This is a genomic window from Streptomyces gottesmaniae (genome assembly GCF_031845845.1).
GTDB lineage: Bacteria > Actinomycetota > Actinomycetes > Streptomycetales > Streptomycetaceae > Streptomyces > Streptomyces akebiae.
The window spans coordinates 82333-94705 of record NZ_JAVRFJ010000034.1; the positions used below are offsets into that span (position 1 = coordinate 82333).

Here is a 12373-nt window from a genome sequence, read left to right on the forward strand (position 1 = left end):
CACAAGCAGGACCCCCGTTCCGCCCCGCATCATGCGAGCAGTTCCCGAGGCGCCTCGTACGGCGTTCGTGCAGGACGAGCACGAACGCCCCCGCGAAGACGGGCGGGTACGGCCCAGGGCGAGGTGTTCCGTCCAGGCCGACCGCCCCGGAACGGCCGCCGTGCCCGCCCACCCGAAACGGCCACCGTGCTCCCACCGGAGCCGCCGTTCCGCGCAAGCCGCGTGAGGCATCCTCCATCAGCCATGAAGCGGCCCGGACGCTCCCCGGACGCACACATCCCCAAGGATCGATCATGACGACATTGCTCGCGACGACCTCGCCCGACGACCGGGCGGCCCATGACGGCGTACTCGCCCGCGTCCGTACGCACCTGCCCGAGATCGCCGCACGTTCCGCCGAGGCCGAGGAGGCCCGGGCCGTCCCCGCGGAGATCATCACCGCTCTGCGCGAGGCCGGTGTGTTCCGGATGAGCCTGCCCCGGGCATGGGGCGGCGAGCAGCTCGACCTCGTGCAGAGCGCTCGGGTGGTCCGGGAGATCTCACGGGCCGACGGGTCGACCGGCTGGACCGTTCAGGCGGCCTCGATGGCCTGGTTCTTCGTACGATCGCTGCCGCGGGAGACGCTGGAGCGAGAAGTGTTCGGCGACGGTGCCGATCTGATGCTCCGTGGGGCGATAGCCCCCAAGGGCCGCGCGACCCCCGTGGCGGGCGGCTACCGGCTCAGTGGGCGCTGGCCGCTGGCCAGTGGCTCGTTCACCCCGGACTGGCTGCTGGCGGGCTTCGTGGTCGACGGCGCGCCCCCGCTGCCGGACGGCCGCCCGGACATGCGCGTCGCGCTGCTCCGCCCCGAGCAGGCCACGTTCCTCGACACCTGGGACGCGGTGGGCCTGCGCGCCACGCAGAGCACGGACTTCACGATGGACGACGTCTTCGTGCCCGAGCGTTTCACGGGCCCGCTGGTGGGCGAGAACCACATCCCCGCGCCCTTCTACGGCCTGCCGTACGCCGCCACCGGCGCCTCGCACGACGCCGTCGTCATCGGTTGCCTGAACGGGGCGCTCGGCGACCTCGCGGAACTGGCCGTCTCCAAGCGGCCGGCGTTCGACCCGAGGATGGTCATCGGAGAGGACCCGGTGTTCCAGGAGAAGTTCGCCGAACTGCATCTGCGCACCGCCGCGCTGTGGGCACTGCTGGAGCAGACCGGCCGCACGGTCATGGACCGAGCGCTCGCGGGAGGCGAGCCCACCTCGACCGAGTGGTTCGCTCACACCGGCTGCCACCAGCACATCCACCACGAGGGCATCCGGATCCTCAACGAGATCATGACGCTGTCGGGCAGCTCCGGGCTGTACAGCTCGAACCCCCTGCAGCGGCGCTGGCGCGACGTCCGCTGCGTCTCCCAGCACGTGGCCGGCAACAACGGGTCGCTGCGGCGTCTGGGCGCGGTCCTGTCGGGGCTGGAGGACGTCCGATGAGCCCGCTCGTGACGGCGCCCACGGATCCCGCCGTGCTGCGCCAGGCGTTCGGCTGCTTCCCCTCCGGGGTGACGGCCCTGTGCGCACTCGACGCGGGTACGCCGGTGGGCATGGTCGCCAGCACCTTCACGCCGGTGTCCCTTCGCCCGCCCCTGGTCTCGGTCTGCGTCCAGGACACCTCGGCGACCTGGCCGAAGCTGCGACGACAGGGACAACTGGGGCTGAGTGTCCTGGCCGAGGGACAGGATCTGGTCTGCCGCTCGCTGGCCGGGCGGGACGGTGACCGGTTCACGAACGTCGACTGGGAGAGCGGCGAGGACGGCGGCGTGTACATCCACGGTGCCAACCTCTGGCTGTCCTGCTCGGTCCACGCCGAACTCCCCGGCGGCGACCACACGATCGTCCTGCTGGAGATCCACGGGCTCAGGGCCGATCCCGACCGCGAACCGCTGGTGTTCCACGGCAGCCGGTTCCGACGCCTGGCTTCCTGACGCCGTTGCCGGGCACGTTGCCGATGGAGGGGGCCGCTCAGGACGAGGCCGCTGTCGCCTAGCGGCCCCGACGGCCACTTCGGCGAGGGCTCCGGCGTGGCGGACCTCGCGGCTGGTCGGCCGCCTCGTCAGCCGGGTGACGCGGCGCTTCTTCGCGTGGTCGGCGATCGCCTGGGCGGCCAGCTCCAGGAGCGCGGTTCGTTGATCTTCTCGGTGACCCTGACCAGCGCGGGCAGCGGCGCGTCGAGCGTCGCCTCACCGTCCTCCGTCTCGCGCTCCACCCGTACCCGGCCCGCCTCCACGGTCACCTCCCGGGCGTACGTCACCTGCGGCAGCCCGAACAGGACCGCGAGGACCGCCGGGACGGCGCTCGACCGTCCGTCGGTCGTCGCGTTGCCCGCGAGAACGAGGCCGACGTCACCGACGGTCCGCACGGCGGCGGCCAGCACTTCGCGGTGGTCACCACATCGGCTCCGTGGAGCCCCTCTTTCAGCGTCAGCGCCTCTACCACGGCAGGCTCGTTGATCTTCTCGGTGACGCTGACCAGGCGGGCAGCGGCGCGTCGAGCGTCGCCTCACCGTCCTCCGTCTCGCGCTCCACCCGTACCCGGCCCGCGTCCACGGTCACCTCCCGGGCGTACGTCACCTGCGGCAGCCCGAACAGGACCGCGAGGACCGCCGGGACGGCGCTCGACCGTCCGTCGGTCGTCGCGTTGCCCGCGAGAACGAGGCCGACGTCCCCGACGGTCCGCACGGCGGCGGCCAGCACTTCGCGGTGGTCACCACATCGGCTCCATGGAGCCCCTCCTACAGCGTCAGCGCCTCTACCGCGGCACGCTCGTTGATCTCGTCCAGGACGAGGCCGGCGTCCTCACGGTGGAGGGTGAGGTCGGTCGCGGAGAGGGTGCGTTCGGCAGCCGTGTCCGGGACCTGTTTGACGAGTACGACGAGGTTCACGGTCGTCTTCCTCGGGTCCGCGCCGGTCAGCGGAACGCCGGGTAGCCGGTGATCGCCTGCCCGACGACCAGGGTGTGCATCTCGCTGGTGCCCTCGTACGTGAGGACGGACTCCAGGTTGTTGGCATGACGCAGCGGCGAGTACTCCAGGGAGATGCCGTTCGCGCCGAGGACGGTGCGGCACTCCCGGGCGATGGCGATCGCCTCACGGACGTTGTTGAGCTTGCCGACGCTGATCTGTTCGGGGCGGATGCGGCCCTGGTCCTTGAGCCGGCCGAGGTGCACGGCGAGCAGGGCGGCGTTGCCGACGGACACGCTCATGTCGGCGAGCTTCTTCTGGGTGAGCTGGAAGGCGCTGATCGGCTTGTCGAACTGCACGCGGGAGTCGGCGTAGGCGATGGCCGACTGGATGGAGTCGCGGGCGGCGCCGACCGCGCCGAACAGGATGCCGAAGCGGGCCTCGTTCAGGCAGGAGAGCGGGCCGCGCAGGCCCTGGGCGTGCGGCAGTCGGGCGGAGTCGGGCAGGCGTACGTCGTCGAAGTACAACTCCGAGGTGATGGACGCGCGCAGCGACATCTTCTGCTTGATGTCCTGAGTGGTGAAGCCGGGCGTCCCGCGCGGCACGAGGAACCCGCGGACGCCGTCCTCGGTCTGCGCCCAGACGGTGGCCACGTCGGCGATCCCGCCGTTGGTGATCCACATCTTGGAGCCGTTGAGGATCCAGTCGGCGCCGTCGCGGACGGCTCTGGTGCGCATCCCCGAGGGGTTGCTGCCGAAGTCGGGCTCGGTCAGGCCGAAGCAGCCGATGGCCTCACCCGCGGCGAGCCGGGGGAGCCACTCCTGCTTCTGCTCCTCGGACCCCCACTTCCAGATGGAGTACATCGACAGCGAGCCCTGCACGGAGACGAAGCTGCGGAAGCCGGAGTCCGCCGCCTCCAGTTCCAGACAGGCCAGGCCGTAGCTGACCGCGTTGGTGCCGGCACAGCCGTAGCCGTCGAGGTGCATGCCCAGGACGCCCAACTTGCCGAGTTCCGGCGCCAGTTCACGGGCGAAGTGCGCGTTCTCGAACCACTCGCCGATGTGCGGTCGCACCCGGTCGGCGAGGAACTTGGCGACGGTGGCCTGGATCTCGCGCTCCTCGTCGGTGAGGGTGGAGGGGAGGTCGAGCAGGTCGAGGGGGTCCTTCAGCGGTGTGGCGCCGTTCATCGTGAGCTCCTGTGGTTCGTCGTGTTCGGTTCGGTCGTGGGGAGTTCGGCCCGGGTGGGCCGGGTGAGGCGGTGGGCGGAGGGACGCAGGATCTCCGCGGTGTGCTGGCCCAGGCGGGGCGGTGGCAGGTCGTACCGGACCGGCGTCGCGCTCAGCGTGATGGGGTTCGCGACCTGGCGGGAGGAACTGGCCCCTGGGCCGGCGGGTGCGGCCGGTGCGGCGGGTGCGGCGGGGATGTCGACGATGCCGGGAAGACCGAGCTTCCGGGCGAAGTCGAACGCCTCCTCGACGGTGTTGACCGGCCCGGCCGGCACCCCCGCGGCCAGCAGAGCGGCCGACCAGTGGTCCGCGTCGGCGGCGGCGAGGCGGGCCGTCAGGACGTCCCGCAGTTCGGCGCGGTGGGCGACCCGGTCGGTGTTGGTGCGGAACCGGTCGTCGCGAGCGAGTCCGGGCTCCCCCAGGAGGTCGGCGAGCGCGGCGAACTGGCGGTCGTTGCCCACCGCGATCGCGATCGGACGGTCGGCGGCCCGGAAGGTCTCGTACGGGGCGATGCTCGGGTGCGCGTTGCCCATCCGGCCCGGCACCACTCCGGCGACGGCGAACGCCGACGCCTGGTTGACCAGGGCCGACAGCAGCGAACTGAGGAGGTTCACCTCCACGTGCTGGCCCTGCCCGGTGGCGTCGCGGTGCCGCAGGGCGGCCAGGACGCCGAGCGAGGCGTGCAGACCGGTGATGACGTCGACGAGGGCCACGCCCGCTTTCACCGGCTCCCCGGCCGTTTCCCCGGTCACGCTCATCAGCCCGCCGACGGCCTGCACGAGCAGGTCGTACCCGGGGATCCGCGCGCCCTCGCCGCTGCCGAAGCCGCTGATCGAGCAGTAGACCAACTCCGGGTGCAGGGCGAGGAGTTCCTCAGGGCCCAGGCCCAGTCGTTCCATCGTGCCGGGGCGGAAGTTCTCCACCAGCACGTCGCACTCGGCGACCAGGGCGCGGGCCTGTTCGCGGCCGACGTCGGTCGTGAGGTCCAGGGTGACGGACCGCTTGTTGCGGTTGACGCCGAGGAAGTAGGTCGATGTGCCGTCGGGGGCGGCCGGCGGGTGCCAGGCCCGGGTGTCGTCCCCGATGCCCGGGCGTTCGACCTTCACCACGTCCGCGCCGAGGTCGGCGAGGAGCATGGTGGCGTACGGCCCCGCGAGGACCCGGGAGAAGTCGGCTATGCGCAGCCCTTCCAACGCACCGCGCCCCGCTCCCTCCGGACCGTCAACCTGTCCGTCCGTCGGTGTGCGCTGGGTGTCCACGCACCCTCCTCTCTGATCTCCCCCCGCGCGGGGGGTGTCTGCCGACGAGCCGTTCCCCGTCACCACCAGCGCTCCGCGGCCGACGGCGGGCGCGTGGCCGCGACCGTGGGAAGCTCCTGACCGAGAGCCGATGCGGCCTCTACGACACTCACCCGGGACCCGACCGTGACCGGTACCGTGCCGGTGGCGCGGCAGAGCAGGTTGAATCCCTCGTTCATGGCGACGAACCAGGTGTTGTGCGGCACGTGGCCGTGGCGGCGCAGGACGATCCCGTCGCCCGCGCTGCGCTCCCGCCGGAAGGCCACGGATCCGCAGGCACGGCAGAACGAGCGGCGGTAGGCCGGCATGCCGCACCACAGGCAGCGCTGGAAGACCAGTCCGGCCGCGGGGCTCTCCCCGGGCTCGGTGTGTTCAAGGGTGTCGATCGGGAGCATCACGGCCTCCTGCACGGATGTCGGTGGCCGGGAACGGGAGATCGGCATCCGTTCCGGCTCCACCACCCTGGCCCCGCCGCGGAACACCGGTCAACGACGTACTGACGCACGTTTGTGCGCCGAAAGCGTTCCGTTCACCCAGGTCGGAGCCGGTCCACCGGCGCTACGCTCCCCGTGAGGCCGGCGGGCCGGGCCCGTTGTCAGTGGTGGGTGACAGCATCGGAAGCATGACCGAGACGGACACCGCGGCATTCGACTGGCAGTCGTTCCTGCGTAGGTGGAGCGGGGAGTGGGCGGATTCCCTGCCGGACGACGAGCAACGCGACGAGGACGACGAGACCGCCCGGCAGGCGCGGTGGCTGGGGTTCCCGCCCGCCTCCGAGGAGCGGATCGCGGCCATGGAGGAGCGCCTCGGCCGGCGGATGCCCCCGTCGTACCGGGAGTTCCTCGGGGTGAGCGACGGATGGCGGCACGCGGGTGGCTTCGTGTGGCTGCTGGCGGGGACGGGGGACGCCCGCTGGCACGACAACGCGTCGGGACTCGCGGACATCTTCGAGGAGTACCTGGACGAGGACGCCGATCCCGAGGAGCGGCGGGAGGCCGACCTCTGGCGGCGCGGGCTGCAGCTCGACGTGGAGTCCGATGTCACCCACGTCCTGCTGGATCCCGAGGATGTCGACGAGAACGGTGAGTGGGCCGTGTACACATGGTCGAGCTGGCGGGCCGCGCCACCCGAGCGGCACGCCGACTTCGCCGCGTTCATGCGGGAGATGTACCGGGAGTTCCACAGTCTGCGGGCGAGCGGGAGCGACGGGGAGCCGGACTTCGTCAACGACACGACACGCCGGTTGGACGCCCAGGTGGAGCGGGCGCGGCTGGATGCGCTGCGCGGCGACTGGGAGCAGGCCGCGGAGGCGCTGGACGAGGCCAGGGTGTACGGCAGACCGCGCGCCGCCGGGCTGGGCGACCAGATGCGCCGCCTGCTCGGACAGACCTCGGGGGTGTACTTCGAGGACCTGGTGACGGATCCGCGCTACGCGCCCGATCTGCTGCCGCCGCTGGTCGCCGAGCACGCGGCGCACTCGCACCGGGACGACTCCACGCTGACCTACCATCTGCGGGGCGCCGACGAGGACGTGGTGTCCCTGGCCTACGCGACGCTGGAGCAGGTGCGCGGCGGCACGTACCGGTACACGGCGGCCGGACCGTTCGGTGCGGCGGTCGAGCGGGCGCGGGAGTTGGCGCGGTGGGGGGACACCGACGGGGCCTGGCTGACGCTGAGGGACGCCGTGCCCCGGTGGGAGCCGCTGGGACCGGACCATCTGGCGCCGTTGGGGTGGGTGGCCGACCCCCTGCTCGGGCCGCTCGCGACCCCGGAGCGGGGCCGCGAGCTGCTCTCCACGCCGAGAGGTGGGCAGGCGGACGAGGCACCGACGCCGACGGCCCGGCTCGACCCGGGCGACCTGGCGTGGCTCGCGGAGCCGGACCCGGGCAACAACCGCAGAACCTTCCGGTTCGTGCTGGTGGAAGGGGTGGATCCGGAGGATCTGCCCCGCCGTCTCGCGGACGGAGACGGAGACGGAGGCCAGGGCGGAGGCCAGGGCGGAGGCCAGGGCGGAGACCCGGACGCGGTCGGCGGCAAGGACGGGGGCGTCGGCGAAGGCGGTGGCGGTGGCGGTGGCGAAGGCGGCGCCGTGCTCAGTGAACCCCTGACCTCCTGGGAGGCTCGCCGCAGGTGGCTGCACGGCCGGAGGGAGTTCTCGTCCTACGACGACAAGGCTCTCGTGTCGGTGGGGCGGGCCGGCCCCGGCTGGAGCTTCGCCTTCGACGGCGAGCCGTCCCCGTTCGGCCCGCAGCGGTTCGTCTCGCCGGCGGCCCGGGCCAGCGAGGGCACCCGCGCGGTGGTGGTGTGGAGCGGCCTCAGGACGCCGCACGAGGAGCCGTACTTCCATCTCTCGGTGGCGCGGGACGGTGCCGAGCAGTACGCGTTCACCTTCGCCGACGGGGAGGTCCGGCGGAGCGGGGAGATACCGCCGGCGCTGGATCCGAGCCGGTTCTTCGATGGGCCGAGGCCCGGCGCCGAGACGGAACGGGCGCTGCTGGCAGCGGTTTCCGGGGAGTTCGGCGTCCACCTGCCGCGCCACGCCATCACGCGTGGGCGGCTGCACACGTTCACCACCCGCTCCTGGACCCGGCCGCCCGGGGAGGGAGAGACGTACACGGTGATCCGGCTGACCTGACCTGCTCCGACCGGTGGTCGCCCCGCTCGGCGGCGGGGCGACCACCGCCGGCTCAGCCGCTCACCGGCTGCAGCTTGGCGCGGAAGTGCCGCAGGATCGGGGACTGCTCCACGATGCGGTAGCCGTGGACGGACTCCGCCTCCTTGGCGATGCGTTCGAGGGTTCTGCCGACATGGTCGTAGTGGCTGCGTGTGTAGACCCGGCGCGGGAGCGCGAGTCGGACCAGTTCGTACGGCGCGCTCTTGATGGGGTTGCCGTCCTCGTCCTCCTCACCGAGGTAGAGGGAACCGAGTTCGGCCGAGCGGATGCCGCCTTCGAGGTAGAGGCGGCAGGCGAGGGCGTGACCCGGGTAGTGGTGGGGCGGTATGTGCGGGAGCAGGCGACCCGCGTTGAGGTAGAGGGCGTGCAGGCCCGGGGGTTCGAGCAGGTCGACGCCCGCCGCGCGGACGCGGTCGGCGAGATGGGAGGCCACGTCGGCGCGCTCGGCGAGGTAGGCGGGCTCGGTCACCTCCAGCAGGCCGGTGGCCATCATGTCGAGGTCGCGGCCGGCGAGACCGCCGTAGGTGGCGAAGCCCTCGGTGGCGATGAGGAGGCGTTCGCACTTCTCGGCGAGTTCGGGGTCGTTGAGCCCGATGAATCCGCCGATGTGGACGATGCCGTCCTTCTTGGCGCTCATCACACAGCCGTCGGCGAGACGGAACGCTTCTTCGGCGACCTGGCGCGGGGTGCGATCCCGGTAGGCCTCCTCGTGGCGGGTCACCAGCCAGGCGTTCTCGGCGAACCTGGCGGCGTCCAGGATCATCGGGACGCCGTGTCGCCGGCAGATCTCGGCGGTCTGTTTCAGGTTCTCCATGGAGACCGGCTGGCCCCCGCCGCCGTTGTTGGTGATCGTCATGATCACCACACGGACCCGGGAGCCGTCCGGTCCCTCCAGGGTCTGCCGGAGTCTGTCCAGGTCGATGTTGCCCTTGAAGGGCACTTCGCTGTCCAGGTCGCGGGCCTCCGCGCACGGAATGTCATGGGCCTGACATCCGGAAAGCTCGACGTTGGCCCGGGTCGTGTCGAAGTGGGTGTTGGCGAGGACGATGCCACCGGGTTCGAGAAGGTTCGTGAAGAGGATGCGTTCCGCGGCCCGCCCCTGGTGGGCGGGCAGGATGTGCCGGTAGCCGGTCAGTTCCGTCACGGTCTCGTGGAAGCGGTAGAAGGAGCGCGAGCCCGCGTACGACTCGTCGCCCTCCATGCCCGCGGCCAACTGCGCGGCCGAGATGGCGCCGGTGCCCGAGTCGCTGAGCAGGTCGATGGTCACCTCCTCGGCGCGCAGGTCGAACAGGTTGTGGTGCACCCGTTCCAGCGCCGCCTCGCGCTGTTCCCGAGTGGTGAGCGCGATGGGCTCGACGACCTTGATGCGGTAGGGCTCCATGGCGGTTCTTGCTCCTGACATGCTGCTGAATGGTTCGTGATCGATGTGCCTGCCGCCGTTCGGCGGCCGGACCGCGTAGGCCTCCGACGAGATGTACGCGGTCATCCGGGTCGGTCTGCCCTGCTCATGGGCGAGCGCCAGGTACGCGACGAGCCCCACCCCGTCCGTCAGCCGGCGTCCGGTGACGGCGGCCAGCGGCCGGTCGAGTGCGCCGGGGTCCAGCCCATGGCGGCCGAGGAGGACCCCGGCCCGGCGCAGTGCCTCGGCGTCGTCGCGGGCGTAGTCCCTGACCGGGACGTGCAGGGTGAAGCCGGTGGGTCCGCCGGTCGTGCGGGTGAAGGAATGGCAGGACAGGACGGGCCGCCGGTCGAACCGGGCCTCCGGCAGAGCCCGGGAGCTGTCCGTTGCCTCGTCGAAGCCGCCCGCCGTACGGAGGAACGCCTCCAACGTCGCGCTGTCGGGGCCGGATTCCATCCGGCACAGCCCGCCGACGTCCGTCACCGCCAGGTCGCGGTGGGTGGTGTAGATCTTCACCCGGGGCGCCGCCCAGTCGCCCAGGTCGAGCGCGAAGAACGGATAGCCGTCGGCCGGCGGCAGTGCGTCGAAGGCGTGCCGGTGGCCCAGCCGGTCCAGGGCCGTCCGTACCGTCTCGGCCGCCCGTGCCGCGCCGGACGCCGACGGGTTCAGATACACCTTGATCTTGGGAACGCCGCCGGGACGCAGCTCCAGCGCGATCCACAGCGCCAGAGGGCCCTGCGGGTCGGCGGGGAGGAACAGGTCCTCCAGTACGTCCAGTTGGTCGGTGGCGAAGCCCCAGCGCCGCGCCATGGCACGGACGGCACGCAGTCCGACGCGGCCGTTGTCCCGCAGACCGCCGGCCCCGCATCCCGGTTCCAGCAGCACCCGTACCGCGGGGGGCGCGTCCGGTGTGAGGGAGAGCGAGAACTCCACCGGGGTCGAGTCGTCGGACAGGAAACTGAGGGACGGGGGCGGCAGGTTCAGGGGCCGTTCGGCCACCTCCCCCAGCGAGTCGGTCAGTAGACGCGCGTAGTTCCGCGCGTCGGTCCGGCCGAGCCCCGACGCCTCGCAGAGCCGCAGCAGTTGGCCGGTCACGAGAGCGCCGAGCGTCCGGTCCCGCGGGGTGCCCCCGGTGCCGTACCCGAGGGCGCTCACCACGTCTCCCGCCGCTGCTCGGAGTACGGAGGCGGAGCCGCGGTCCCCTGCCGGTGAGAGGCGTGCGGGGACACAGAAAGATACCCGCCGGCCTGGGCGGGTATCTCGTCTCGCGGCGACTGGTGGCGGGTCACGCCCCTGGTCTCCGCGCGGTGTAAGTCGATGTCTGGTCGGGAGCGGCGGAAGAGATCCGGATGTCGAGCAGAAGCGGCGCCGTCGGATATGTGGTCCACGACACCTCCCTTTGTTCATTGGTCACCACGAATGCCGCCGCGTTACTACCCCTTTGGTTGAATACTCATGCAGTAACCGCTGTCACAGACTGTTGTCTGCGTCACCCCTTCAACCACTGCAGGAAGGAGCCCCACACACCTCGCTCCGCCTTCCGGCCCGCCGGGGCGTTCTCCTCGCGCGCGGAAGGCTCCGTCGCGCGGGGCGGGTTCGGCCGCTGGACGACCTGCGGGGTGAAGCGGCAGGGAAGCGCGGCCAGCGCGCGGTGGAAGGGGCCCGGACGCCAGGTCAGGCTGTCCTCGGGGACCGCGAGTTCGATGTCGTGCAGCCGGTTGAGCAGGTTCTCGATGGCCACCATGGTGACGAGCCGGGCGAGTTCCTTGGAGGGGCAGGCGTGCGGGCCGGCGCTCCACGACAGGTGGGCCCGCCGGCCGCCCGTCTGACCGGCCGCCACGAGCGCCGGGTCGGTGTTGGCGGCCGTCATGCTGACCAGGACCAGATCGCCCGCCCGCAGCTTGGTCCCGCCGAACTCCATGTCGGCCGCGGGGTAGTGCGGCGCGTAGTTCGCCATGGGCGGGTTCTCCCACAGCGTGTCGTCGATGGCCTCCTCGATCAGACCGCCGTCGGCGTACCGGTCGTGCAGGAGCAGCCGGTGCAGGGTGTTGCCGATGAGGTTGCGCAGCGGCTCGGCGCCCGCGCCGAGGAGCAGGATCAGTTGGTGGACCAACTCCTCGTCGGTCAGGCGCGCCTCGTGCCGCATCAGGTACGAGGTGACGTCGTCGGCCGGCCTGGCCCGCTTCAGGGCCACCAGTTCGAACACGGCCTGGCCGAGCACCTGGTTCGCCTTCTCGGCGTTGACGCCCTCGAAGACTCCGGAGATACCGAAGACGACCCGGTCGCCGATGTCCGCAGGGCAGCCGAAGAGCTCGTTGAACACGAGCAGCGGCAGCTGCTTGACGTAGTCGTTCATCAGGTCGATGGAACCGCGGCCGGAGACCTGGGCGAGGAGGTAGTCGGAGGCCCGCTTGGTCATGTCGCTGATCCGGCGGGAGTCCACCTTGGCCAGGCTGTCGGTGATCGCCTGCCGCAGCCGCGCGTGCTCGGCACCGTCGGTGAACATGGCGTTGGGACGGTAGCCCAGCATCGGGACGACCGGGCTGTCCGGGCCGACCTTGCCCTCGGCGACGTCTCGCCAACGGCGGGCGTCCTTGCGGAAGTTGCCGGGGTCCTGCAGCAGTTTCAGCGCGGTCGCGTGGTCGGTGACGAGGGTCGCGTCCACACCGGGAGCGATCTCGACCGGCGCGCTCGGCCCGTAGTGCCGCATGTACGCGTAGTACGCCTGCGGGTCGGCCGCGAACTCCGACCCGTACAGCGGAACCCGCAGTCCGCTGCCGTGGGCCGGGCAGCCGGGTGGGGGTGAGGGAAGAGTGGAGTCGGTGGTCATGTCTGC

Annotated in this window: 11 protein-coding genes; 3 read left to right on the plus strand and 8 right to left on the minus strand. The window is 71.6% G+C overall.

Translation table 11 applies throughout. The features are described from left to right. The first annotated feature begins 293 nt into the window (after positions 1-293). Positions 294-1475: an acyl-CoA dehydrogenase family protein gene (locus tag RM704_RS32110; protein ID WP_033530865.1), complete on the plus strand. Its 1182-nt coding sequence runs from the start codon at positions 294-296 to the stop codon at positions 1473-1475. After that, positions 1472-1966, plus strand: a complete 495-nt coding sequence (locus RM704_RS32115; RefSeq protein ID WP_033530864.1) for a flavin reductase family protein — start codon at positions 1472-1474, stop codon at positions 1964-1966. Before RM704_RS32110 ends, RM704_RS32115 begins: the two co-directional genes overlap by 4 nt. Before the next feature lie 128 nt (positions 1967-2094). Here the strand turns inward: RM704_RS32115 and RM704_RS32120 are convergent, their stop codons facing one another. From RM704_RS32120 to RM704_RS32145, 6 genes are read right to left on the minus strand one after another with little or no spacing between them, the layout of a single operon-like run. Further along, positions 2095-2415 carry an electron transfer flavoprotein subunit beta/FixA family protein gene (locus tag RM704_RS32120; RefSeq protein WP_052146391.1) on the minus strand — a complete coding sequence of 107 codons (321 nt, stop codon included), beginning with the start codon at positions 2413-2415 and terminating at the stop codon, positions 2095-2097. 55 nt (positions 2416-2470) lie between these two features. Further along, the gene (locus RM704_RS32125) at positions 2471-2734 is read right to left on the minus strand and encodes a hypothetical protein (protein WP_052146390.1); all 264 of its coding nucleotides are present in this window, start codon (positions 2732-2734) and stop codon (positions 2471-2473) included. A 38-nt stretch (positions 2735-2772) separates the two neighbouring features. Beyond that, positions 2773-2922: a hypothetical protein gene (locus tag RM704_RS32130; RefSeq protein WP_311591595.1), complete on the minus strand. Its 150-nt coding sequence runs from the start codon at positions 2920-2922 to the stop codon at positions 2773-2775. Positions 2923-2948: 26 nt separating this feature from the next. Beyond that, positions 2949-4127: an acyl-CoA dehydrogenase family protein gene (locus tag RM704_RS32135; protein ID WP_033530863.1), complete on the minus strand. Its 1179-nt coding sequence runs from the start codon at positions 4125-4127 to the stop codon at positions 2949-2951. Continuing rightward, a complete protein-coding gene (locus tag RM704_RS32140; RefSeq protein WP_078937385.1) occupies positions 4124-5425 on the minus strand; it encodes a CaiB/BaiF CoA transferase family protein in 1302 nt (433 codons plus the stop codon). Before RM704_RS32140 ends, RM704_RS32135 begins: the two co-directional genes overlap by 4 nt. Positions 5426-5484: 59 nt before the next feature. Beyond that, positions 5485-5859 (minus strand): PhlB family protein, encoded by a 375-nt coding sequence (locus RM704_RS32145; protein ID WP_157856781.1) that lies wholly within the window; start codon positions 5857-5859, stop codon positions 5485-5487. Between the two features lie 227 nt (positions 5860-6086). Here RM704_RS32145 and RM704_RS32150 point away from each other — a divergent pair, with 227 nt between their 5' ends. Then, positions 6087-8099, plus strand: a complete 2013-nt coding sequence (locus tag RM704_RS32150) for an SMI1/KNR4 family protein (RefSeq protein WP_033531084.1) — start codon at positions 6087-6089, stop codon at positions 8097-8099. A 52-nt stretch (positions 8100-8151) separates the two neighbouring features. Here the strand turns inward: RM704_RS32150 and RM704_RS32155 are convergent, their stop codons facing one another. Continuing rightward, positions 8152-10692 carry a tryptophanase gene (locus tag RM704_RS32155; RefSeq protein WP_052146388.1) on the minus strand — a complete coding sequence of 847 codons (2541 nt, stop codon included), beginning with the start codon at positions 10690-10692 and terminating at the stop codon, positions 8152-8154. Between the two features lie 334 nt (positions 10693-11026). Next, positions 11027-12367, minus strand: a complete 1341-nt coding sequence (locus RM704_RS32160; RefSeq protein ID WP_033530862.1) for a cytochrome P450 — start codon at positions 12365-12367, stop codon at positions 11027-11029. Positions 12368-12373: the final 6 nt, after the last annotated feature.

Excerpts from the sequence above, each read along its gene's own strand:
- RM704_RS32115 (WP_033530864.1), top strand. The coding sequence starts at position 1,472 with ATGAGCCCGCTCGTGACGGCGCCCACGGATCCCGCCGTGCTGCGCCAG.
- RM704_RS32145 (WP_157856781.1), bottom strand. The coding sequence starts at position 5,859 with ATGCTCCCGATCGACACCCTTGAACACACCGAGCCCGGGGAGAGCCCC.
- RM704_RS32110 (WP_033530865.1), top strand. The coding sequence starts at position 294 with ATGACGACATTGCTCGCGACGACCTCGCCCGACGACCGGGCGGCCCAT.
- RM704_RS32160 (WP_033530862.1), bottom strand. The coding sequence starts at position 12,367 with ATGACCACCGACTCCACTCTTCCCTCACCCCCACCCGGCTGCCCGGCC.
- RM704_RS32135 (WP_033530863.1), bottom strand. The coding sequence starts at position 4,127 with ATGAACGGCGCCACACCGCTGAAGGACCCCCTCGACCTGCTCGACCTC.
- RM704_RS32150 (WP_033531084.1), top strand. The coding sequence starts at position 6,087 with ATGACCGAGACGGACACCGCGGCATTCGACTGGCAGTCGTTCCTGCGT.